Raw genomic sequence first — 22849 nt, forward strand, 5'->3', positions numbered from 1 at the left:
TCACAATTTTCATCCCTTTACCTGACTGGCTTTCCTTTTGACCACAAGCAGCTAAACATAAAAGAAAGATGCTTAACAACACTAAAAACAAATTTTGTTTCTTCATAAAAACTCCTTAACTAGTTATTTAACTAGTTAATATTTTACTCCTATTTTTTTTATTGTCAAGCATTTTATGAACTAGTTAATAAATTTCTAATTTTAAACTATCAAAAAACCTTGCAACTAAGTTACAAGGTTAATGACATTAATCGAAGTTAACGTATTCTTTTTGAAGTTCAAGGACTTCTTCCATTGTTGAACACTCTGTAAGGGCACGGTTAGCGTACTCTTCCATCTTAGCAGTATCCAATTTCTTCATCAAGCTACGTGTACGAAGTACAGATGTCGCTGACATAGAGAATTCATCCAAGCCCATTCCGACAAGAAGTGGAACAGCTTTTTGGTCACCAGCCATCTCACCACACATACCAGCCCATTTACCTTCAGCGTGAGCTGCCTTGATAACGTTGTTAATCAAGCGAAGGATTGATGGGTTATATGGTTGGTAAAGGTATGAAACTTGCTCATTCATACGGTCTGCAGCCATTGAGTATTGGATCAAGTCGTTTGTACCAATTGACATGAAGTCTACTTCTTTTGCAAATTGGTCTGCAAGCATGGCTGCTGCAGGGATTTCAATCATGATACCAACTTGGATGTCATCCGCAACTGCAACACCTTCAGCAAGAAGGTTTGCTTTTTCTTCTTCATAAACTGCTTTAGCTGCACGGAATTCTTTCAAGAGCGCAACCATTGGGAACATGATACGCAATTGACCATGAACAGAAGCACGAAGAAGAGCACGGATTTGTGTGCGGAACATTGCATCTCCAGTTTCAGAAATAGAGATACGAAGGGCACGGAAACCAAGGAATGGGTTCATTTCGTGTGGCATATCGAAGTAAGGAAGTTCCTTATCTCCACCGATGTCCATAGTACGAACAACTACTGGTTTACCATTCATTCCCTCAAGAACAGCCTTGTATGCTTCATACTGCTCGTCTTCTGTTGGGAAGTCTTGAGAATCCATGTACAAGAACTCTGTACGGTAAAGTCCAACAGCTTCAGCACCGTTGTTGTTAACACCTTCAACGTCTTTTGGAGTACCGATGTTAGCAGCCAACTCGAAGTGTTTACCGTCAGCAGTCACTGTTTGAGCATCTTTCAAAAGTGCCCATTCAGCTTTTTGTTTAGCATAAGCTTCACCAGCTGCTTTAAATTCAGCCGCTTGTTCATCTGTTGGGTTGATAATGACTTCACCAGTGATTCCGTTAACGGCAAGGACATCACCGTCTTTCACCACTTCAGTAATGTTATTTGTTCCCAATACAGCTGCAATTTCAAGTGTACGTGCCATGATAGCTGAGTGGCTTGTACGTCCACCGATATTAGTTACAAAAGCTTTTACAAAGTTTTTGTCCAATTGAGCTGTATCAGATGGTGTCAAGTCATGCGCAATTACGATTACTTCTTCATCGATAGAAGCTGGGTTTGGCAATTTTTTACCAAGAAGGTTTGCCAATACACGTTTTGTCACGTCACGGATATCCGCTGCACGTTCTTGCATGTATGGGTTGTCTTCCATACCTTCAAAGATAGTGATGAACATGTCAGTCACTTCTTTAAGACCTGCTTCAGCATTGACTTTCTTAGCACGGATTGTTTCTTTAATCTGACCAATCAATTCTGGGTCAGAAAGAACCATCAAATGAGCGTCAAAAACTTGAGCCGCTTCTTCACCTAGCGTACCTACAGCTTTCTCACGGATAAGAGAAAGCTCGTTTTGAGAAGCTTCAAGAGCAACATCCAAACGAGCCTCTTCTGCGTTTGTATCTTCGACTGAAACAGTCTCGAATGACAAATCCGGTTGAACGAGTAGATATGCTTTTGCAACTGCAACACCGTCAGATGCTGCGATTCCTTTAAGCATTTCTGTCATTTTCCTTATGCCAATCCTTCTTTTTCCATTGTTTCTGAGATTGCAGCGATAGCATCATCTGCATCTGCACCTTCAGCTGAGATAGTTACGTCAGCACCTTGGCCAACACCAAGACTCATAACACCCATGATTGATTTAAGGTTAACTGATTTACCTTTGTACTCAAGAGTGATATCTGAAGCAAATTTGCTAGCAGTTTGTACCAACAATGTTGCTGGACGTGCGTGAATACCTGTTTCTGCCACTACGTGGAAATCTTTAGAAGCCATAGTTTGACTCTCCTTTTGTTCTTTCTTTTTTGAGTTATATGTGATAACCCTTACAATTTGGTATTATATCATCTTCTGGGATTTTTTTCAAGCATTTTATGGGATTTATTCGATTTCCTTTCAGATAACTTGCTGAAAATCTTCTATGCTAGATAACAAAACACAGGATATAGTTTTCCAAAAAACAATTTGTAGGATATTCTTTGCTATTCCACACTTAAAACACTATATATTGTGTTTAGGTAGGTTCTTCACAAAAATAGACCACTATATTTAGTTTTAAATCATTGACAAAAATTTATTTTCTGATATACTAAGAAAGTAATCTATTTTGAAAGAGGAGTTACACAATGGTAACCGTTTATTCTAAAAACAACTGTGTCCAATGTAAAATGACCAAACGTTTTCTGGACAGTAATAATGTCGCTTATCGTGAAATCAATCTTGATGAGCAGCCTGAATACATCGATCAAGTTAAAGAGCTCGGTTTCAGCGCAGCTCCAGTTATCCAAACACCAACTGAAGTCTTTTCAGGTTTCCAACCAGGAAAACTGAAACAATTAGCATAATCTTAGTACATCATCCAGAAGAGACTGCTTCTAGGGCTAACTTAGAAGCCTTTCTTTTGTAATTAGATAAGGGAAATTTTATGGGATTAAAACATCTTGAGGACGTGACTTACTTCCGTCTCAATAACGAAATCAACCGTCCTGTCAATGGACAAATCATGCTTCATAAAGATAAGGAAGCCTTGGACGCCTTCTTTAAAGAAAATGTAGTTCCAAACACTATGGCTTTTGATTCAATCAAAGATAAAATCAATTACCTCATTGAACACAACTACATCGAAACAGCCTTTATCAAGAAATACCGTCCAGAATTTTTGGAAGAATTGTCTCAATTTATCAAAGAACAAAACTTCCAATTCAAGTCTTTCATGGCTGCCTATAAGTTCTATAATCAATATGCCTTGAAGACTAACGACGGTGAATATTATCTTGAAAGCATGGAAGACCGCGTCTTCTTTAACGCCCTTTATTTCGCTGATGGGAATGAAGCTATTGCCATCGATATTGCCAATGAAATCATCCACCAACGCTACCAACCTGCTACTCCTTCCTTCTTGAATGCTGGACGTGCTCGTCGTGGGGAGTTGGTATCCTGTTTCTTGATTCAGGTAACAGATGATATGAACTCTATCGGACGTTCTATCAACTCAGCCCTTCAACTTTCACGTATCGGTGGTGGTGTGGGAATTACTCTCAGCAACCTTCGTGAAGCTGGTGCTCCTATTAAAGGCTATGAAGGAGCAGCTTCTGGCGTCGTTCCAGTTATGAAACTTTTCGAAGATAGCTTCTCTTACTCAAACCAATTGGGTCAACGTCAAGGTGCTGGTGTTGTCTACCTCAACGTCTTCCACCCAGATATTATCGCCTTCCTTTCAACTAAGAAAGAAAACGCCGATGAAAAAGTTCGTGTAAAGACTCTTTCACTTGGTGTTGTAGTACCCGATAAATTCTACGAACTAGCTCGTAAAAATGAAGAAATGTACCTCTTCAGCCCTTACTCAGTAGAGCTTGAATACGGTGTGCCATTTAACTACATCGACATCACTGAGAAATACGATGAACTAGTCGCAAATCCAAATATCCGCAAGACAAAAATCAAGGCGCGTGATTTGGAAACTGAAATCTCTAAATTGCAACAAGAATCTGGCTACCCTTATGTAGTCAACATTGATACGGCTAACCGTGCAAATCCTGTTGATGGCAAGATTATCATGAGTAACTTGTGTTCTGAGATTCTTCAAGTCCAAGAACCAAGCTTGATCAACGATGCTCAAGAATTCCTTCAAATGGGAACTGACGTTTCATGTAACCTTGGTTCAACCAACGTGGTCAACATGATGACTTCTCCTGACTTTGGTCGCTCAATCCGTGCTATGGTTCGTGCCCTTACTTTCGTTACAGATAGTTCACACATCGTAGCTGTTCCTACTATCGACCATGGAAATAGCCAAGCCCACACCTTTGGTCTTGGAGCCATGGGACTTCACAGCTACCTTGCCCAACAATTGATTGAATATGGATCCCCTGAGTCTGTTGAATTTACAAGCATCTACTTTATGCTTATGAACTACTGGACTTTAGTTGAGTCAAACAATATTGCGCGTGAACGTGGTATTACCTTCCATAACTTTGAAAAATCAGACTATGCTAACGGAAGCTACTTCGATAAGTATGTGACAGGCGAATTTGTTCCAAAATCAGACCGTGTTAAAGAACTTTTCAAAGATATCTTTATCCCAAGTGCTGCTGACTGGGCTGAACTTCGCGACAAGGTTCAAGCAGATGGACTTTACCACCAAAACCGTCTAGCTGTTGCCCCAAATGGTTCTATCAGTTACATCAATGACGTTTCTGCTTCTATTCACCCGATTACACAACGTATCGAAGAACGTCAAGAAAAGAAAATCGGGAAAATCTACTACCCTGCTGCTGGCTTGTCAACAGAAACCATTCCTTACTACACTTCTGCTTACGACATGGATATGCGTAAGGTGATTGATGTCTATGCTGCTGCAACTGAGCATGTGGACCAAGGGCTTTCACTCACACTCTTCATGCGTAGTGACATTCCAAAAGGACTTTACGAATGGAAGAAAGAAAACAAACAAACGACACGTGACTTGTCTATCCTTCGTAACTATGCCTTTAACAAGGGTATCAAGTCTATCTACTACGTCCGTACCTTTACAGATGATGGTGGAGAAGTCGGTGCTAACCAATGTGAAAGCTGTGTGATTTAATCTTTGTTGGAGGAAACTACATTTTCTCAAATAAGTGATTCATTCACCCTGCTAAACTAGAATAAGCATCTATACTATGAAATAACAAAAAGTCGGGCTTCCGACTTTTTGTGCGATACTCCTCTAGGATTATGATAAAATAGAAATAATTGTGAGTTCGCAATACTAAACACAGAAAGAGATTTCAAATGGAAACTTACTACAAAGCCATTAACTGGAATGCCATCGAAGATGTCATCGACAAATCAACTTGGGAAAAGCTGACAGAGCAATTCTGGCTCGACACTCGTATTCCCTTGTCAAATGACTTGGATGACTGGAGAAAGCTATCAAATGTAGAAAAAGACTTGGTTGGAAAAGTCTTTGGTGGTCTAACCCTTCTCGACACTATGCAATCTGAAACTGGAGTTCAAGCCCTTCGCTCGGACATCCGTACACCACATGAGGAAGCTGTTTTCAATAACATCCAATTTATGGAATCTGTCCACGCTAAATCTTACTCATCAATCTTTTCTACCTTGAATACTAAGGCTGAGATTGAAGAAATTTTCGAATGGACCAATACCAATCCTTACCTACAAAAGAAGGCTGAGATTGTCAACGAAATCTACCTAAACGGTAGCCCACTTGAAAAGAAAGTTGCCAGTGTCTTCCTCGAAACCTTCCTCTTCTATTCAGGTTTCTTCACTCCCCTCTACTATCTCGGTAACAACAAGCTAGCCAACGTTGCGGAAATCATCAAATTAATTATTCGTGATGAGTCTGTTCACGGAACCTACATTGGTTACAAATTCCAACTCGGTTTCAATGAATTGCCTGAAGAAGAGCAAGAAAAACTCAAAGAATGGATGTACGACCTGCTTTATACTCTTTATGAAAATGAAGAAGGCTATACAGAAAGCCTCTATGATGGTGTTGGTTGGACAGAAGAAGTCAAAACCTTCCTTCGCTACAATGCTAACAAGGCACTCATGAACCTAGGGCAAGATCCACTCTTCCCAGATTCAGCTGATGATGTCAACCCAATCGTCATGAACGGTATTTCAACAGGTACTTCCAACCACGACTTCTTCTCTCAAGTCGGAAATGGTTACCTTCTTGGTGAAGTTGAAGCTATGCAAGATGATGACTACAACTACGGTTTGGATTAATTCAATTATCTCAGAACTGATAACAAATATCATGGTTTGTTTAAAACAACCATGATATTTTTGTTTTTGTTTTCTTTTGTTTTTTAAATTGATTGATTGAATACTTTATGATAAAATAGTAATAGAAATAGAGGTGATAACGATGTTAAAGCAGGAAAAACTAGATAATATTCTAGAAACGGTAAATACAAAGGGAACTATTACTGTAAAAGAAATCATGACTCGCTTGGATGTATCAGATATGACTGCTAGACGCTACTTACAAGAGTTAGCAGACAAGGATCTACTTGTTCGAGTGCACGGGGGAGCTGAAAAAATTCGCACAGGTTCTATTTTAAATAATGAACGTTCCAACATTGAAAAACAAAGCTTACAAATCGCAGAAAAACAAGAAATCAGCCGTTTTGCAGGCCATTTAATTGATGAGGGTGAAACTATTTTTATCGGCCCAGGTACCACCTTAGAATCTTTTGCTCGTGAACTTCCAATTGATAATATTCGTGTTGTAACAAACAGTTTACCAGTCTTTCTCATCCTAAACGAACGAAAACTAACAGATTTGATTTTAATTGGTGGGAATTACCGCTCTATCACTGGAGCCTTTGTGGGAACACTAACCTTGCAAAACTTGGCCAATCTCCAATTTTCTAAAGCCTTCGTTAGCTGTAATGGTATTCAGGACAATGCGATTGCGACCTTTAGTGAAGAAGAAGGTGAATCTCAACGCATCGCCCTCAATAATTCCAATAAAAAATACTTACTAGCTGACAATAGTAAGTTCAATAAATTTGATTTTTATACCTTCTACAATATCTCTGATATTGATACCATCGTTTCAGACTCTAAACTGAGCAAAGAAACCTTCGAACAACTTTCGAAACAAACAAAAATTATTCTTTCTAAACCATAAAACTGAGGATTGATAAAAAATAAAATGCGTCATATCAAGAAAATAAGAATCTTGATATGACGCATTTTTTGATGAAGACTTTTACAAAGAGTTTCCTAGATTCTTTATGATTGTTGAAACGGCATAAAATCTGAATCAAAGGAGATATTATCCCATTCTTCAGGACTGATAAAATTTAAAAATAGATTTTTAAATTCTTCCAGCTCATAATCTGAATGGCAAATCCATTCTTTACCGGTAGAGACATACCATTTCCCAAGATTTTTCAGCTCCTCATTAGTTAAACAAGGTATTTGAGAACATTTATCAAAATTGATAATATAAACTTTTTCATAAATTGATTGGATAAAATCTTTGAACATCTTTTTGCCTCACTAGAATTCTATATCTAATTACTCATTCTACTACTCAATCACTTGAGTTTCCGCTACTTTCTTGTACCAGTGAGCTGATTTCTTCGGATAACGTTCTTGAGTTTCAAAGTCTACATAGAAGAGACCGTAACGTTTTTCATAACCGTTTGACCATGAGAAGACATCCATTAATGACCAAATGAAGTAACCTTTTACATTAGCCCCATCTGCAATAGCATCAGACAAGACTTCCAAGTGTTGCTTCACGTAATCAATACGACCATCATCGTAAACAGTGTTATCAACGAACTCATCTTTATAACCAAGTCCATTTTCAGTGATGTAAATCTTCTTGTAGTTAGGATAATCTTTCTTCACACGCATGATTTGGTCATACAAACCTTGAGGGTAGATAATCCAATCCCAATCCGTACGTGGTACATAATCAGGAGCTACACGACGACCAACACCTTTGATTTGGTATTTAGAGCTTCCTTTTTCACCTTTACCATTATGGATGATTTCAGTTTCTCCATCAAAGGCTTCCATCCAGTCACTCATATAGTAGTTAATTCCTAGGAAGTCATTCAAGTCTTTTGCGGCTTCTAATACTTCGAAATCTTCTTCACGAAAATCTAAGCTACCACCATTGGCAGCCAAGATAGCCTCTACCCCTGCCAGAGTCTTTTCAGAGTAGTGACCCAGATAAGTTGCATCCAAGATAAATTTGTTATGGATAATGTCCTCCAACTCTGCCGCAATAACATCTGCAGGATTTTCAGGATCAAGTGGGTACTTGGTTGGGAGAGCGTGCACGACACCGATTTCGCCTTTATAGCCTTTATCTTTGTACAATTTTACCGCACGCGCATGAGAAACCATCATATTGTGGTGCGATTGGAAAACTTTGGCAAGGTCGTACTGAATACCTGGAGGGAATTTCCCAACCAAGTATTGACCATCACCGATTGGTCCAATTTCATTGAATGTTGTCCAATAGTTTACTTCTGGAAATTCTTCAAAACAGAAGGCAGCGTAATCTACAAAGTGTTCGATATTTTCACGGTTTAAGAAGTCGCCATTTGAGTGGAGATCTTCTGGTGTGTCAAAGTGATGAAGAGTTACAAAGGGCTCAACGTGACGTTTGTGACACTCTGCAAATAGATTATGATAAAACTCAACACCTTTAGCATTTACTTGACCGTAACCAGTCGGGAAAATACGTGACCAAGCAATAGAAATTCGAATACCATTAACACCATACTCTTCTGCTAGCTTGAGGTCAACTGGATATCGATTGTAAAAGTCACTGGCTGGTTCTGCAGTGTACCAGTAATTATCTTCAAGATATTTATCCCACGCAACTGGTCCTTTTCCATCAGTATGTGTAGCACCTTCTGCTTGATAGGCAGCTGTTGCGCCACCGAAAATAAAGTCTTTTGGTAATGTTTTTGTCATACTTTTCACCTATTTCTTGTTTTAAATAAAGTAAAAGTGAGAGGAGAGGAGTCAGTGAGCCATCCTTCTCCATCTCACTTCTTGTACCAAGTCACCAAATTGTGACATGAGGAGGTAAAAACGATGTCTTTTTACCGACGAATTAATAAGGCGATTAGGAAATTCGCCATAGCGATTTCCGTAACGATAGAAGACTATTTCAGAGTCCCTATTATTAATCGAATTGTGACATGAGGAGGTAAAAACGATATCTTTTTACCGACGAATTAACAAGGCGATTAGGAAATTCGCCATAGCGATTGCCGTAACGATAGGAGACTGTTTCACAGTCCCTATTATTAATCGAATTGTGACATGAGGAGGTAAAAACGATATCTTTTTACCGACGAATTAATAAGGCGATTAGGAAATTCGCCATAGCGATTTCCGTAACGATAGGAGACTGTTTCACAGTCCCTATCGTTAATCGAATTGAGCTTGTACGAATGCAAGAGCACCTTTTCCATCACGAGTTAATTTGATGTATTGAGCGCCTTCTGTTTTCGCAAGTTTAATACCGAGTTTATCTGTTTCTGCTTTCATATCTTCAAAGTTTGAAGCAACTTGAGGAGCAAGGATAACAAGATCAAACTCTGGCAACATTTCACGGTGAGCACCATAGCCACCTGCTGCTGCTTTCACAGGAACATTGTATTCTGCAGCTGCCTTATTCAAAGCATTCGCAAGAAGTCCACTTGTCCCTCCACCTGCACAGAGAACGAGGACATTTGTTTCTTCAGTGATTGTATTTTGTGCTGCTTCTACACCAGCTTTCTCAAGAATAGCATCTGCTTTTGCAGTGTTGAAGTTCGCAGCAACTTTTTCTTTCAATTCATCATTAGACTTACCTGAACGTTCTTCTTCAAGAATTTGTTCATCATAGACTTTAAGGAATGGATAGTAAATGACTACGTCAACCACGATTAGAAGGGCAGCAAGAATGAATGATAGAACTTGGAAGTTCGTACCAAGAACTAGACCTAGTGGAGCTGGAGTTGTCCATGGTAGATTAGCAGTAAATGAGTTCATTCCAAGTGTTTCAATAAAGAATTTGAAGATCCAAACGTTTGCGATTGGAGCAAAGATAAATGGAATGAAGAAGATCGGGTTCAATACAAGCGGTGCACCAAACAAGATTGGTTCATTTACACCAAAGAAAGTTGGAACTACTGAAGCACGTCCGATTGCGCGGTTACGTTTTGATTTTGTTAACCACATGAACATGAATGGAACAACCAGTGTCGCACCTGTACCACCCATGGTAACGATAAACATTTGTGTACCAGAAGTAAGAATCTTGTCAGCGTGCATACCTTGTTGAAGAAGGTTCAAGTTGACTTCGGCATTTGCATAGGTAATAGCTGCGATTGCTGGTTCAACGATAGATGGACCATGGATACCAACAAACCAGAAGAAGGCAAAGGCACCAAAGATAATGGTAATACCAAGATAGCCATCAGCAGCAGAGAAGAGTGGTGCAAAGAATTTACCGATTGATTCTGCTACACTAGCACCAACAAAATGACGAGCTAGTAAATCAAGAGCATAAAGAGAAACAACTGATAGAGTGAATGGAATCACATCTTTAAAGACTTGTGAGATATTTGGTGGAACTTCGTCAGGCATACGAATAGTGACGTTGTTCTTAACACAAACCTTATAGATGGCTACGGTAACAAAGGCAGCAAGGAAGGCTGAAAGCAAACCTTTTGTCCCCAAGAATCCAGTAGCTAGACCATTTTCGATAGGATCAGCTGCCAACATCAACAAACCAACAATTGCTGCCAACAATGTTGACATATAGTTGATTTGATTGGTCTTCTCCATGCTACGGTTTACTGAGTCGGTCAATGACTTAGCTGTTGTACCAGCTACCAAGAGAGCCAGAATACCCATAGAATAGCTGTAAGGTTTCATCAGAAAAGCTACAACTTCATCAGACCATTTAAAGCCCCATGAGTTTGGTACAAAGGCAATCAAGATAAAGATACTTGAGAAGAGAATAACGGGCATACCTGCAATGAAACCATCACGAATAGCACGAAGATAGATATTACGAGATAGTTTCTCAAAGAAAGGCTTTCCTTTCTCGATAAATGCAATTAATTTATTCATTACTTAACTCCTCTCTTGTAGAGTTCAATTAAATGGTGCATCAAATCTTTTAACAAGATGGTTGTCATCAAGTGATCTTGACCGTGCATCATGGTCACACTATACGCTAAGTCCTCACCAGAAGCTTCCTTAGTTAATAGACTTGTTTGCGCGTGGTGAGCCTCTGCAATACAGCTACCAGCTTCCTCTACCAAAGTGTCCGCTTTCGCAAAATCACCAGCTTCAGCAGCCTTCAAGGCTTCCAATAATTTTGAACGAGCATCGCCAGCATAGGCTACGATTTCAAAACCTAACAATGTTACTTCTTCTCTATTCATGATAGAATTCTCCTTATGTATTTTTAATTAAATTTTTATGACAATAAACGTTGGATATGTAGAACTAGATAAACTCGTTCACTTTTATACAAATCAAGACCCGTATGTTGCGTAATCACATCATAGATCTTGGAACCAATCTCGAACGCTTTTGGATAGGATTGTTTAATATGATCTTCCATATCCAGAAGTGATTGGTTATCATCTCTAGATCTGTCTAAATAATCCAAGAAATAATTCAAATGAATCATAAAGCGATCATAGAAATGGTTATTCTCTTTAGTTCGTTGAATTGCATAGTCCGTTAAAACTTCTTCAACATTCCTGAGAATTTCTTTCCTCTTATCAATCGACTCCACAAGTTCTACTTCATTTTCACCTTCGGCATTAATGAAATGATAAGCAATCCGAATAATCTCGTCCTCAGGAAAATGATCTGCTAGCTTCTGGCGGTAAATTTCAAATGCTTCATTTGCGATTTGAAAAGCGACAGGATACTTAGTGGAAATATCTGGCAGATTACTATCCTTGTACCTTCCTTGTGCTAGAGCTTGGTAAGAACAGTAAATATGATCTGTCAAGGTTACGTAGAGATACTCTTGAATCGGATAATGATATTTCTTTGATAGCTTATCAATGATTTCATAGGTCACTGTGATAAAATCAAGCGGAACATCTTTTAGGAGAGCCATAAAGTTTTCTCTTGACTCTTCGGTCTTCATCCGAAAGATTTTCTCAACCTGATGTTCAGTAATCAAATCTCCCTTCCTCTTCCCAAATGCAATCCCCTTACCAATTACAATCACTTCTTCTCCCTTATCATTCCTGACAAGCGAAACATTATGATTTATTGGATTTAGAATTCGATACATGTCAACCTCCTTTTATATCTTAAAGGTATATGAGTACAAAAAATGACCACAAATGAACTAGAAAATCAGCCGATTTCTAATTCACCTGTGATCATGCCTAATATTACTTAGTAACACTCACCTTGTATTAACTTGTGATTTAAGTATAGCACAAGTAAGTTATTTTGTAAACCTTTACATACAACTTTTTTTAAATTTTTTTAGATTCATGTTCCTAACCTAGGAGGACTTACTTACACGCGTTCTTTCCATGAAGTCGCTGTTGTTTGAAGAACTTTGTTGAGTTCGTCAATGTTTTCAAAACCAGTTGTGCGAAGCCATTCGCGAGCTGCTGCTTCACCATCTTTGATGTATGCTTCAACTGATCCAGCCCATGTAGCACGGCCACAAAGAACTCCGTTAAAGTTTGCACCTGATTCATGGGCAAATACAAGAGTATCTTGGAAGAGTTTAGCTGATACACCAGCACTCAAGTAGATGTATGGCAAGTTAGTTGCTTCATCTTGGGCTTTGAAGAAGGCTGCTGCTTCTTCACGTGTATAAACTACTTCACCTTCAGCGAAGCCTTCAACATATTTAATGTTAACAGGAACTTCAACTTTCAAGACATCAATGTTAAAGCGTGGGTCTGAGAAGACTTTCATAGCACCGATAACTTTGTGTGGTTTTACTTTCGCATATTCTACAGAACCTGCGTCAGCAATTTTTTCATCGTAAGCTAGGATTTCAAGGAAGAATGGGATATCTTCAGCCACACACTCAGAACCAATACGTTCGATGTAAGCTTGTTTTTCTTGGTTGAGTTCATCTGAGCTATCTACATCATAGTAAAGCAAGAATTTAACTGCATCTGCACCTTCTTCTTTAATACGTTTTGCAGACCAAACATCCAAGCAGTCTGGCAAGCGTTTTGTGCTTGTTGTATCATAACCTGTTTTTTCATAAGCAAGGAGAAGACCAGCTTTTTCATCAAGAGCTTTAGTCGCTGGAAGTCCATACTCAGGGTCAAGAAGCATTGATGAAGCGTATTTAGTCAATTCATCTGCTACCAAAACTTTAAGTTCTTCCATTTGAGCCACAGTTGGTTCTTCTGTTTGGTGTTGAGCCATGAGGCGTTTCAAAGCACCACGTTGGTCAAATGCAAGAGCTGAGATGATACCATTTTCATCAGAAAGTTTTTCTAAGCGTGCACGTTTTTGTTCTGTTAAAGCCATTTTATACCTCTTTTACTATTAATTGATCATATAGAGCTTGATAGTTGGCCATGTTGACATGACCAGTCATTTTTTCTTGAGCATTGAGCATACCAAGGACATTTGCCTTGATGAGTAATTCTGCATCCGATTCTTTATGAAGAAGTCCTGAAGAAATTCCTGCTACAGTAGAATCTCCAGATCCGACAGGATTTACCACCTGAATTCTAGGAATATCTACCTTATAGAAAGTATCACCATGTTTGGCAAAGGCACCGTTGGCACCAAGTGAAACGATAATCCATTCAATACCTGCAAACAAAGGTTCTTGAAGGACTTCTTTTAATTCATCCAAATCCTCAGAAACTTCTCTACCTAGAAGTTGAGACAATTCCTCATTATTTGGTTTGATGACTGTTGGTTTATGTGGTGATTCAAGAACCGCCTGAAGAGCCGCACCAGAGCAGTCCAAGACTACAGGTTTGCCAGCTTGGTTAGCAAGTTCTACCAAGCTCGCATAGTAATCAACTGGAAGGCCAGCTGGCAGACTACCTGAAATAGCAACTACTTCAACTGACTCCAGGAGTTTTTTGAAATGTTCCAAAAAGTCTTGACCTTCCTGTTCCAATACTTCAGGACCTTTTTCAAGAACTTCTGTTTGGTTGTCTCCGTGAAGAATAGCGATACAGTTACGAGTTTCTCCCTGAATAGAAAAGAAATCTTTCTTAACATTATCATCAATATTTTCAACTAAAAACTCACCAAGTTTGCCACCCACTAAACCAGTAGCAGCTACAGGATCGCCAAATTCTGAAAGAACACGGGTTACATTGAGTCCCTTACCACCAGCCGTTTTGGTTACATCCACCACACGATTGACAGTATCAATCTTCAACTCATCCAAGGGATAGGAAATATCAATGGATGGGTTCATTGTGACTGTTAAAATCATAAGTCACCTCTTAATCGTGGTATTCTCCGCGATCCCATTTTTCAAGGAATTCAGTGAAGAAGTTTGCGTCTGTTTGTTGAGCATTGTGACTTTCAACGTGTTCAATTTTCGCAATCAATTTTTTGTTTTCTTCAGATGGTTTGTATTCAGCATGGATGAAAGCTTCGATGATATCACACATGAGCAATTCACCAGTAATCTTACCACCAAAACCGATAACGTTGGCGTTCAATTGTTCTTTAGCATAAAGGGCTGTTGTCATATCACGAACCAAGGCAGAACGGACACCTGGAACTTTATTTACAGCGTTGTTGATACCAACACCAGTACCACAGATACATACCCCAAGATCAGCTTGACCGCTAGTTACAGCTTCTCCTACTTTTTTACCAAAGATTGGGTAGTGAGTACGTGTATGGTCATATGTACCGAAGTCAATGACTTCATATCCTTTTGATTTCAAAAATTCTGAAACCGCCATTTTTTCATCTGTTACGATGTGGTCACATCCAATTGCAATTCTCATTTTTAACTTACCTTTCTTACTGTAATCTAATTAGCACATTTTGTTCAACATGTCGACACGAATTTGGTGACGTCCACCATCGTATTTACCGTTAACAAATCCTTTAGCGATGTTTTTAGCCAATTCATCACCAACAAGTTGTGCACCCATAGTGATCATACGTGAGTTGTTGTGGCCACGAGTCATATAAGCTGAACGTTCGTCAGATACTTCTGCAGCAACCATTCCTTTGATCTTAGTTGCAACCATGAATGGACCAGCTCCATAAGCATCAATCACGATACCAAGGTTTTGTTCTTCTTTGTTTACTTCTGCAGCAACAGCAAGAGTCACATCAACAAAGTCTTGACCTTCAGCTGTAACATCCACAACGTGGAAGTTTTCTTTTTCCAAGAAGTCTTTCACAACTTCTTTCAATCTCAAACCTGCAGCATCTGCACCGATAACAATAGACATATTGTATACTCCTTTTTATTTTTCTAGGCTAGTAAAACCTTTTATAGTTAGCAGTTTACCTACAAAAAGTTTTCTAGCAGTTTATTGACAAATTGGATTGAATGAGATGAATGACACCTTATTCAAGTTTAGGAAACCAGTTTCCTAGAAATAATCTTTCTCCACAAAAGAGAATATAACAAGTGATTATTTGTTTGTTACAAACATCATTTGTTGCTTACAAACATAATATACTCCTATTTTTGAAAAAAGTCAACAGTTAATGTTTGTTTTTGTGTTTTATTTTTTAATTTAAAAAATCTCGATATCGAAACCAATTTGATCCACTTGACCAGGTTCTAGGAGACGAACATTCTTCTTATCTTCTAGATGATTTCCTTCTTCAAGGGATGTTGACAAGCCAGACCATGGTTCAAAAGCAATGAAAGGTCCCTTATTCAAAGTTGACCAAATGATGAGATTTGAAAACTCTGCAAAGTGCACTTTTAATCCCTTATCATGTTTACGAGAACGAAGGGCAATTGTTCTAGATTGCAATTCATCTAAGGTGACTGCATCTGTACTGAAAAGATCATAGCTGAGGTCTAATTCTTTTTGACCTTCTAGCCATGGACTTCTATCTTGGAAATCAAGCATCCCAGTTTCTGGGAAAGGACGTGGAACAGAGCAAGTCTCTTCTTTCTCAAACTCTAAGTAGTAATCTTCATAGACCTCATCATCCAGTATAGGACAATTAAATCCTGGATGTCCACCAATAAAGTAAGGCATGACCTTGCTAGTTTCTTTATTAAAAATTTTGTATTGAGTCCGTACTGTCTTTCCTGTAAGGATATAAGTGATTTCTAGGCGGAAATGATAAGGATAGTTTTGATAGCTATTCTCATCGTCTTCAATTGCAAAAGTTACACTCTTGTCTGTCTGTTCAACTAATTCAAATTCTTTCTTGCGAACCAAACCATGACGAGGAATCTTTCCTTTGCTTTCTTGCCCCTTCTCATCTATATAAAGTGCTGTATCCTCTCTCAATGAACCACAAATAGGAAAGAGAACAGGAGCTTGTCCACTCCAATAAGTAGCATCTCCTTGCCACAAATATTCAAGTCCCTCAGCATCTTTTATAGAAGAAAGAGTCCCACCAAAACTGTTAAATTCAACTCTTAATTGTTCTGATTTTAATTCAATTACCATTATTTTCTCCGATTTCTTGATAGTTTATAAAAAACTAGGCTGTCACTCCTAATGGTATGACAACCTAGTTTCAACAATTTACATTTTATAGGAGCGCATTATTTTGCTTTTGCTGCGTACTCTTCGTTACGTTTGATCATTTGTTTTCTGTACCATGCAAAGATACCGATATAGAATACAAGGAAGGCTACAGCACCAAGGATTGCTTTGATATCACCAGTTGTAGTGTTACCAATTGTCCAACCAAGAAGTTTTTCGATTGGTCCTTCAAGAGTTGAGTGAGTGATCAATTGAGTTTGGCTCACACCTTCTGGGAAGGCACCTACACCTTTAGCAAGTTCTGTTGCAAATGGCGCGATAAGTGTACCTGAAAGAAGGAAGAGTGGCAACAAGAGTGTTCCGAAGATAATCATACGGAGCAATTTACCACGTGTTACAACCAAGAGAGCTGGAGTAACACCCATAGCGATGATACCTGCAAGTGGCAAGATACCATTTCCGACGTTTGAAAGAAGCACAGCTTCAATCAACATAATTGGTGCAAGTACGTTTGCACAAGCCCAGATTTCAGCACGACCAGCGATGAATGGCCAGTCTAGACCGATGTTAAACTTACGTCCTTCCAAACGTTTAGTAGCAACGTTTGTAATACCTTGTGAAAGTGGTTCTACGGCAGCAATGAACCATGAACCAATCAGTGAGAAGAGTTCCAAAGCTACACCGGCTGTCAAACCAAGAGACAACCAACCTTTGATAACTTCTTGCCAGTTTGCTGCATCTTTAAGTCCTTCAACCGGATGTGGAGTACCCATCAAACCGATTACGATACCAAGGATGAAACCGATGAAGAATTTAGATCCCCAGAAACCGATTTTTTTGTTCAATTTAGCAGCGTCAAAGTCATATTTATCAAGACCTGGGAAGAATTTTTCAAAAATCTTATCCAAAACCATGATAACTGGGTTCATCATGTAGTTCATGTGAGTTGAAGTCATTGGAGATGAACTTGGTGCGTTAAGAAGGTCATCAAATGTAGGTTTCATCAAGTCAGAGTTGATAATTTTAAGAACACCTACAAGGACAACTGCTGCAGTCGCGATGAAGAGAGAAACCCCTTGACTAACTCCATTGTTGTCAGCATACCATTTAATCAACAGACCTGTGATAGACAAGTGCCAGATATCGAAGATATCAACGTCAAGTGTGTCAGTTTTCTTCATAGCAAGCATCACTACGTTGACAATCAACATGATGAGCAAGAAGTAAAGTGTCCAAGCAGATCCCCAAGTGATGGTAGCAAGTGGTGCCCAACCAACGTCGGTGATGTTCAATTGAATACCAGTGTTTTCAACAAATTTTGCAAGTGATGCTGAGAAAGCACCATTTAACATACCAATGATGGCACCGATACCTGTAAGAGCGATGGCAAGTTTGATACCACCTTCAAGCGCTTTGGAGAATTTCACTCCAAAAAGTAGAGCCAATACTGTCAAAATGATCAGCATGATGATTGGTCCACCCATATCCAAGATAGGTTTGAACAGCTTATTGGCTAGTTCGATAATGACATCCATAATAGTTCCTCCCTTTTTATTGTTATATGAATGTTAACAAATTAAAATTAGCTTAATCCGTGTTCTTTGATAGCTGCTTCAATATTGTCAAATACTGGAGCACTCATTGCTGGGATACGGAATAAGATTGGTCCAGCTTCGATAACTGGAATACCTGGGTCAAAACCAAGGTCTGTCGCAGCAATTGGTGTGAAGATGTCATAACCTTTGATAAGGTCTTCATTAACGTCTTTGACCATTACCGCATCACAGTGAACATCGAAACCGCGGTTTGAAAGTTCTTCTTCAAGAGCACTTTTAATTTGGTGGCTTGAGTTAACACCTGCACCGCAGGCAGCAAGAATTTTAATCATATGGATTTCCTCCGATTTAATATTTTTAATAGACAAGATTAAGCAATTGCTTCAGCAATATAAGCATAGATGGCTTCTGGTTCAGAAATTTTTGATAGGTCTTCAAGATGACCATTTCCAGTAAAGAAGTCCATCAACTGAGCAAGAATGTTCGTTTGGCTTGAACTTGAGTTATTAATGATAAAGAAGAGTAAGGATACTTCTACTTCCTTATCTGGCGCAATCATATTGTGGAAAGTCACTGGTTTTTCTAATCGAACTACCACAACTTTTTCGGCAAGATTATGAACTATATCTGTGTGAGGAATAGCCACATTCGGCAAATCCTTACCCAAAAATTCCATATCTAAGCCAGTTGGAAATGACTTTTCACGCGTGATCAGGGCTTCACGATAGGTCGGAGTCACGATTTCTCGTTCTTCCAATAAAGTTGCGACCTGATCAAAGAGATGTTCTTGATTATCCGCTTCTAAGCAAAACACAAGGTTTTTGTCAAAGAAATGATCTAATCCCATAAGGTTTTCCCTTCTTTCCATTAACTTTATGCTATAAGTATAACACTATATGAAATCGTTGTCAATATTTTTTGTTGTTTTTTGTCCTTTTTTTGATTATTTTGTTTATTTTTTATCTTTATAAGCAAAACAAACATTTAAAACAAACATTTAAAACGGTTTTTAATGACTTAAACAAAAAACAGGATACCAATCCTGCTTTAATAATTATTTTTGAATTGTCCAACTCTCTTCAATCATGGGAAGTAGATTTTTTAATGTTTCTGGAGTCCCTTCTAAAGCAACATATCTGAACTTACCATCACTAGATTTAAAAATCCATGTAATGATGTATTTTCCAGACTTAGAAATTGCGTTAACTACATAGGCTTCATAACCTCCAATAGTTGACTTAGAACCCCATACTTTAGTGAATTCTGGATTACTTTCTTTTGAAGTAAAAATACCATCAGAAATACGAACTGTTTCAAGTTTTTGAAATTCATTATCAGAAATACCAAATTGTTCTGCTTTAAAAGTATTCAAAGTGACAATATTGACATCCGTACCGTCTGAATATTGAATATCATTGCCTCCCTGTACTTCATTGAACTTAATCCAAGACTTTGGTACTTTAACGAACCCATACTCATCAGAACCAATCACTTGACTTTCTTCTGAATTCTGTGTGCTACGAAGAGAGCTTGAACTAGTTGAATCTTGACTAGTTGAAGAGCTAGTTGTTTTACTTGAATTTCCTTGAGTTTGAGCTTGATTTGAACATGCCACTAACGTGACACTTGTAAGCAAAATAGATGCTAAAAGTAAAATTTTTTTCATAATAACCTCCATATGTTACTCTACCATAAATGGAGTTAATTTACAATTTTTAATAAAAACAAATAAAATATAAGAATTTTTTCCAATTTTAGTTCAAACATTGGATTTGATAATATAGAATATACTCTTGATTATGAAAACTGACTAAGTCGTATCGAATATCTATCTATCCAATTATTGAATTCTATAATAACATTGAATCACTTTCCGAATATCCTTTTTCAACAAATATTTTAATATTCATTGTATTTGCTTGATTCAATCGTATATTCTTACTAAAAGTTAATAAATATAGATATATCGTCGTAAAAAACATAACAATTAAATTACCATATACATAAATATAAATAAGTAAAGAACTGGCAATAACCACATTTATAATTAGGAGAAGCCAATTTTTTAATTTAAAATTACTAAACTTTTCAACTACATGGTAATGACGAGAATTTTCTAATATAAAAATTTTATTAATCATCAGTTTTTGCTTATAAGAATAGCCCAAGCGAAATAATACTGATAATATAACAGGTAATGCAGAAAAGATAAAATACGTAAAGCTATGAGATAAAACAAGATTAAATTTATTAAAGCCAATAAATTCTATTAAAAGAATGAAAAAAATCACTATCATTATCGGTAGCATGAAAAATCTACCTAATTTTATATTTTTTGTTATATCTTCTCGCTTATCCTCAGATTGCTTTTTTATCTTATAAAATAAATCAAAATCAATCTTATAAATTTTATAAAAATAACCAAAACAAGTCGTAGATTCACAATCCAGTAACCCGTAACCATTATTTATTTCAATTAATAAATATCGAGTAAAACCATATAACTTTTCAGTTTTAATTTGTTTTTCTTCTAATACTTTCATCATAAGTTAAAGGAATCGCCCCTTCTTTACTAACAATTATAGATCCAAGCGGTAAAATAGAATCATTATTCTAATTCATTTTCTGCCTCAGTTCTTTATCAATTTTATTTAAAATTTTCCTAGTCATAATAACTTTTAGTATTCCATATAACCTCCGTATTTTACTCTACCATAAATGGAGTTAAGTTACAATTTTTAACTAAAAATATAAAACTCTTGAATGTATTTCAAGAGTTTTATATAGAATCATTATTCTTCATCCATACTCAAGACGCTGAGGAAGGCTTCTTGTGGAACTTCTACTGATCCGATAGCTTTCATGCGTTTTTTACCAGCTTTTTGTTTTTCAAGCAGTTTACGCTTACGAGAAACGTCACCACCATAACATTTAGCAAGTACGTTCTTACGAAGGGCCTTGATATCAGTACGAGCGACAATCTTGTGTCCAATAGCTGCTTGGATTGGTACTTCAAATTGTTGACGAGGGATGATTTTCTTAAGCTTATCAACGATGAGTTTTCCGCGTTCGTAGGCAAAGTCCTTGTGAACGATAAAGCTAAGGGCATCCACCTTGTCTCCGTTGAGAAGGATATCCATTTTCACTAGCTTAGATGGGCGATATTCTGACAATTCGTAGTCAAAACTTGCATAACCACGCGTCGAAGACTTAAGCTTATCAAAGAAGTCAAAGACGATTTCAGCTAGTGGAATTTGATAGATAACATTGACACGGTTATCATCAATATAATCCATAGTCACAAAGTCCCCACGCTTGCGCTGAGCTAGCTCCATCACTGCTCCGACGAACTCCTGTGGTACCATGATTTGCGCCTTAACATAAGGCTCTTCAATGGTCGCAATCTTAGTTGGGTCTGGGAACTCAGATGGGTTAGACACATCCATAGACTCACCGTCGGTCAAATTAACTTTGTAAATAACAGACGGAGCTGTCATGATGAGGTCAATATTGAACTCACGCTCTAAACGTTCCTGGATAACATCCATGTGGAGAAGTCCAAGGAAACCACAACGGAAACCAAATCCAAGTGCCTGAGATGTTTCTGGTTCAAACTGAAGACTAGCATCATTCAGCTGCAATTTTTCTAGGGCTTCACGAAGGTCATTATACTTGTTTGACTCAATTGGGTAGAGACCTGCAAAGACCATAGGGTTCATCTGCTTGTAGCCATGTAATGGCTCTGCCGCAGGATTGGTTGCCAAAGTAACGGTGTCCCCGACACGAGTGTCCTGAACCGTCTTAATAGAAGCCGCAATATAACCAACGTCACCAGTCGCAAGGAAATCACGACCAACAGCTTTCGGCGTGAAAATACCAACTTCCGTCACATCAAAGGTCTTGCCATTACTCATGAGTTGAATCTTATCACCAGGTTTAACCACCCCATCCATGACACGCACTTGTAGAATAACCCCACGGTAGGCATCGTAAACAGAGTCGAAAATCAAGGCCTTAAGTGGCGCCGTCACATCACCCGTTGGTGCTGGCACTTTTTCCACGATTTGCTCGAGAATTTCTTCAATCCCAATACCAGCCTTGGCAGAAGCCAAAACTGCTTCACTGGCATCCAAACCAATGACATCTTCAATCTCTGTACGCACGCGCTCTGGATCTGCAGCCGGCAGGTCAATTTTATTAATGACTGGCATAATTTCCAAATCATTGTCCAAGGCCAGATAAACGTTGGCAAGGGTTTGGGCCTCAATCCCTTGGGCAGCATCGACGACCAAAATCGCTCCCTCACAGGCAGCTAGCGAACGTGAAACTTCATAGGTGAAGTCTACGTGCCCCGGCGTGTCAATCAAGTGGAAAATATAAGTTTCCCCATCTTTAGCAGTATAATTCAGCTCGATGGCATTCAACTTAATGGTAATCCCACGTTCTCGCTCTAAATCCATGCTATCCAAAAGCTGTGCTTGCATTTCACGGCTTGAAACGGTCTCTGTCTTTTCCAAAATGCGGTCTGCTAGAGTTGATTTCCCGTGGTCAATATGAGCGATAATAGAGAAGTTACGGATCTTCTCCTGTCGTTTTTTCAATTCTTCTAAGTTCATGATTCTCTTCCTTTCAGGGTATCTATTTATTATAAATTGTTTTTGACAT

General features: G+C 38.3%; 22 protein-coding genes and 1 pseudogene. 4 read left to right on the forward strand and 19 right to left on the reverse strand.

Features of this window, described 5'->3' with window-relative positions; translation table 11 throughout:
• From CBI42_RS12815 to CBI42_RS09355, 3 genes and pseudogenes are all read right to left on the reverse strand, one after another.
• Positions 1 to 106 (reverse strand): annotated as a pseudogene (locus tag CBI42_RS12815) (metal ABC transporter solute-binding protein, Zn/Mn family); the annotation flags it as partial.
• A 141-nt stretch (positions 107 to 247) separates the two neighbouring features.
• Positions 248 to 1981, reverse strand: coding sequence for a phosphoenolpyruvate--protein phosphotransferase (ptsP, locus tag CBI42_RS09350; RefSeq protein WP_094753853.1), 1734 nt, complete (start codon positions 1979 to 1981; stop codon positions 248 to 250).
• Between the two features lie 5 nt (positions 1982 to 1986).
• Positions 1987 to 2250: a phosphocarrier protein HPr gene (locus tag CBI42_RS09355; RefSeq protein WP_000146947.1), complete on the reverse strand. Its 264-nt coding sequence runs from the start codon at positions 2248 to 2250 to the stop codon at positions 1987 to 1989.
• 350 nt (positions 2251 to 2600) lie between these two features.
• Here CBI42_RS09355 and nrdH point away from each other — a divergent pair, with 350 nt between their 5' ends.
• The 4 genes from nrdH (at position 2601) to CBI42_RS09375 (ending at position 7120) form a co-directional block, all read left to right on the forward strand.
• Positions 2601 to 2819 (forward strand): glutaredoxin-like protein NrdH, encoded by a 219-nt coding sequence (gene nrdH / locus CBI42_RS09360; protein WP_000259240.1) that lies wholly within the window; start codon positions 2601 to 2603, stop codon positions 2817 to 2819.
• Between the two features lie 80 nt (positions 2820 to 2899).
• Positions 2900 to 5059, forward strand: a complete 2160-nt coding sequence (gene nrdE, locus CBI42_RS09365) for a class 1b ribonucleoside-diphosphate reductase subunit alpha (RefSeq protein WP_094753854.1) — start codon at positions 2900 to 2902, stop codon at positions 5057 to 5059.
• A gap of 188 nt (positions 5060 to 5247) precedes the next feature.
• Positions 5248 to 6210 (forward strand): class 1b ribonucleoside-diphosphate reductase subunit beta, encoded by a 963-nt coding sequence (gene nrdF / locus CBI42_RS09370; protein ID WP_023948166.1) that lies wholly within the window; start codon positions 5248 to 5250, stop codon positions 6208 to 6210.
• A gap of 142 nt (positions 6211 to 6352) precedes the next feature.
• Positions 6353 to 7120 carry a DeoR/GlpR family DNA-binding transcription regulator gene (locus CBI42_RS09375; RefSeq protein WP_000917575.1) on the forward strand — a complete coding sequence of 256 codons (768 nt, stop codon included), beginning with the start codon at positions 6353 to 6355 and terminating at the stop codon, positions 7118 to 7120.
• A gap of 104 nt (positions 7121 to 7224) precedes the next feature.
• Here CBI42_RS09375 and CBI42_RS09380 read toward each other — a convergent pair whose 3' ends face one another.
• From CBI42_RS09380 to lepA, 16 genes are all read right to left on the reverse strand, one after another.
• Positions 7225 to 7482: a DUF3884 family protein gene (locus CBI42_RS09380; RefSeq protein WP_061590457.1), complete on the reverse strand. Its 258-nt coding sequence runs from the start codon at positions 7480 to 7482 to the stop codon at positions 7225 to 7227.
• Positions 7483 to 7524: 42 nt separating this feature from the next.
• Positions 7525 to 8931 carry a 6-phospho-beta-galactosidase gene (gene lacG / locus CBI42_RS09385; protein ID WP_094753855.1) on the reverse strand — a complete coding sequence of 469 codons (1407 nt, stop codon included), beginning with the start codon at positions 8929 to 8931 and terminating at the stop codon, positions 7525 to 7527.
• A gap of 462 nt (positions 8932 to 9393) precedes the next feature.
• Positions 9394 to 11085, reverse strand: coding sequence for a lactose-specific PTS transporter subunit EIIC (locus CBI42_RS09390; RefSeq protein ID WP_001037324.1), 1692 nt, complete (start codon positions 11083 to 11085; stop codon positions 9394 to 9396).
• Positions 11085 to 11402 carry a PTS lactose/cellobiose transporter subunit IIA gene (locus CBI42_RS09395; protein ID WP_001078329.1) on the reverse strand — a complete coding sequence of 106 codons (318 nt, stop codon included), beginning with the start codon at positions 11400 to 11402 and terminating at the stop codon, positions 11085 to 11087. Before CBI42_RS09395 ends, CBI42_RS09390 begins: the two co-directional genes overlap by 1 nt.
• Before the next feature lie 35 nt (positions 11403 to 11437).
• On the reverse strand, positions 11438 to 12274 hold the full coding sequence (locus CBI42_RS09400) for a PRD domain-containing protein (RefSeq protein ID WP_049491608.1): 837 nt from the start codon (positions 12272 to 12274) through the stop codon (positions 11438 to 11440).
• A gap of 233 nt (positions 12275 to 12507) precedes the next feature.
• Entirely contained in the window at positions 12508 to 13488 is a 981-nt protein-coding gene (gene lacD / locus CBI42_RS09405; protein ID WP_001229114.1) for a tagatose-bisphosphate aldolase, read from the reverse strand.
• 1 nt (position 13489) lies between these two features.
• Positions 13490 to 14419, reverse strand: coding sequence for a tagatose-6-phosphate kinase (locus tag CBI42_RS09410; protein WP_049491607.1), 930 nt, complete (start codon positions 14417 to 14419; stop codon positions 13490 to 13492).
• Between the two features lie 10 nt (positions 14420 to 14429).
• Positions 14430 to 14945 (reverse strand): galactose-6-phosphate isomerase subunit LacB, encoded by a 516-nt coding sequence (gene lacB, locus CBI42_RS09415; protein WP_001216913.1) that lies wholly within the window; start codon positions 14943 to 14945, stop codon positions 14430 to 14432.
• A 30-nt stretch (positions 14946 to 14975) separates the two neighbouring features.
• Positions 14976 to 15401: a galactose-6-phosphate isomerase subunit LacA gene (lacA, locus tag CBI42_RS09420; protein WP_000029277.1), complete on the reverse strand. Its 426-nt coding sequence runs from the start codon at positions 15399 to 15401 to the stop codon at positions 14976 to 14978.
• 291 nt (positions 15402 to 15692) lie between these two features.
• Positions 15693 to 16589, reverse strand: a complete 897-nt coding sequence (locus CBI42_RS09425; RefSeq protein ID WP_094753856.1) for an aldose 1-epimerase family protein — start codon at positions 16587 to 16589, stop codon at positions 15693 to 15695.
• Positions 16590 to 16687: 98 nt separating this feature from the next.
• Positions 16688 to 18163 carry a PTS galactitol transporter subunit IIC gene (locus CBI42_RS09430; protein ID WP_042751083.1) on the reverse strand — a complete coding sequence of 492 codons (1476 nt, stop codon included), beginning with the start codon at positions 18161 to 18163 and terminating at the stop codon, positions 16688 to 16690.
• A gap of 47 nt (positions 18164 to 18210) precedes the next feature.
• Positions 18211 to 18516: a PTS sugar transporter subunit IIB gene (locus tag CBI42_RS09435; protein WP_000590547.1), complete on the reverse strand. Its 306-nt coding sequence runs from the start codon at positions 18514 to 18516 to the stop codon at positions 18211 to 18213.
• Positions 18517 to 18554: 38 nt separating this feature from the next.
• Positions 18555 to 19031, reverse strand: coding sequence for a PTS sugar transporter subunit IIA (locus CBI42_RS09440; RefSeq protein WP_004260657.1), 477 nt, complete (start codon positions 19029 to 19031; stop codon positions 18555 to 18557).
• 207 nt (positions 19032 to 19238) lie between these two features.
• On the reverse strand, positions 19239 to 19850 hold the full coding sequence (locus CBI42_RS09445; RefSeq protein ID WP_070479249.1) for a hypothetical protein: 612 nt from the start codon (positions 19848 to 19850) through the stop codon (positions 19239 to 19241).
• A gap of 184 nt (positions 19851 to 20034) precedes the next feature.
• A complete protein-coding gene (locus CBI42_RS09450; protein WP_070479251.1) occupies positions 20035 to 20730 on the reverse strand; it encodes a hypothetical protein in 696 nt (231 codons plus the stop codon).
• 246 nt (positions 20731 to 20976) lie between these two features.
• Positions 20977 to 22800, reverse strand: a complete 1824-nt coding sequence (lepA, locus tag CBI42_RS09455) for a translation elongation factor 4 (protein WP_001047207.1) — start codon at positions 22798 to 22800, stop codon at positions 20977 to 20979.
• Positions 22801 to 22849: the final 49 nt, after the last annotated feature.

It is taken from the genome of Streptococcus sp. KR (assembly GCF_002238115.1).
Classification (GTDB): domain Bacteria; phylum Bacillota; class Bacilli; order Lactobacillales; family Streptococcaceae; genus Streptococcus.

Excerpts from the sequence above, each read along its gene's own strand:
- lacG (WP_094753855.1), bottom strand. The coding sequence starts at position 8,931 with ATGACAAAAACATTACCAAAAGACTTTATTTTCGGTGGCGCAACAGCT.
- CBI42_RS09445 (WP_070479249.1), bottom strand. The coding sequence starts at position 19,850 with ATGAAAAAAATTTTACTTTTAGCATCTATTTTGCTTACAAGTGTCACG.
- lacD (WP_001229114.1), bottom strand. The coding sequence starts at position 13,488 with ATGGCTTTAACAGAACAAAAACGTGCACGCTTAGAAAAACTTTCTGAT.
- nrdE (WP_094753854.1), top strand. The coding sequence starts at position 2,900 with ATGGGATTAAAACATCTTGAGGACGTGACTTACTTCCGTCTCAATAAC.
- CBI42_RS09410 (WP_049491607.1), bottom strand. The coding sequence starts at position 14,419 with ATGATTTTAACAGTCACAATGAACCCATCCATTGATATTTCCTATCCC.
- CBI42_RS09380 (WP_061590457.1), bottom strand. The coding sequence starts at position 7,482 with ATGTTCAAAGATTTTATCCAATCAATTTATGAAAAAGTTTATATTATC.
- CBI42_RS09450 (WP_070479251.1), bottom strand. The coding sequence starts at position 20,730 with ATGATGAAAGTATTAGAAGAAAAACAAATTAAAACTGAAAAGTTATAT.
- CBI42_RS09435 (WP_000590547.1), bottom strand. The coding sequence starts at position 18,516 with ATGATTAAAATTCTTGCTGCCTGCGGTGCAGGTGTTAACTCAAGCCAC.
- nrdH (WP_000259240.1), top strand. The coding sequence starts at position 2,601 with ATGGTAACCGTTTATTCTAAAAACAACTGTGTCCAATGTAAAATGACC.
- lacA (WP_000029277.1), bottom strand. The coding sequence starts at position 15,401 with ATGTCTATTGTTATCGGTGCAGATGCTGCAGGTTTGAGATTGAAAGAA.
- CBI42_RS09440 (WP_004260657.1), bottom strand. The coding sequence starts at position 19,031 with ATGGGATTAGATCATTTCTTTGACAAAAACCTTGTGTTTTGCTTAGAA.
- CBI42_RS09375 (WP_000917575.1), top strand. The coding sequence starts at position 6,353 with ATGTTAAAGCAGGAAAAACTAGATAATATTCTAGAAACGGTAAATACA.
- CBI42_RS09425 (WP_094753856.1), bottom strand. The coding sequence starts at position 16,589 with ATGGTAATTGAATTAAAATCAGAACAATTAAGAGTTGAATTTAACAGT.
- ptsP (WP_094753853.1), bottom strand. The coding sequence starts at position 1,981 with ATGACAGAAATGCTTAAAGGAATCGCAGCATCTGACGGTGTTGCAGTT.
- lepA (WP_001047207.1), bottom strand. The coding sequence starts at position 22,800 with ATGAACTTAGAAGAATTGAAAAAACGACAGGAGAAGATCCGTAACTTC.
- lacB (WP_001216913.1), bottom strand. The coding sequence starts at position 14,945 with ATGAGAATTGCAATTGGATGTGACCACATCGTAACAGATGAAAAAATG.
- CBI42_RS09395 (WP_001078329.1), bottom strand. The coding sequence starts at position 11,402 with ATGAATAGAGAAGAAGTAACATTGTTAGGTTTTGAAATCGTAGCCTAT.
- CBI42_RS09430 (WP_042751083.1), bottom strand. The coding sequence starts at position 18,163 with ATGGATGTCATTATCGAACTAGCCAATAAGCTGTTCAAACCTATCTTG.
- CBI42_RS09400 (WP_049491608.1), bottom strand. The coding sequence starts at position 12,274 with ATGTATCGAATTCTAAATCCAATAAATCATAATGTTTCGCTTGTCAGG.
- nrdF (WP_023948166.1), top strand. The coding sequence starts at position 5,248 with ATGGAAACTTACTACAAAGCCATTAACTGGAATGCCATCGAAGATGTC.
- CBI42_RS09355 (WP_000146947.1), bottom strand. The coding sequence starts at position 2,250 with ATGGCTTCTAAAGATTTCCACGTAGTGGCAGAAACAGGTATTCACGCA.
- CBI42_RS09390 (WP_001037324.1), bottom strand. The coding sequence starts at position 11,085 with ATGAATAAATTAATTGCATTTATCGAGAAAGGAAAGCCTTTCTTTGAG.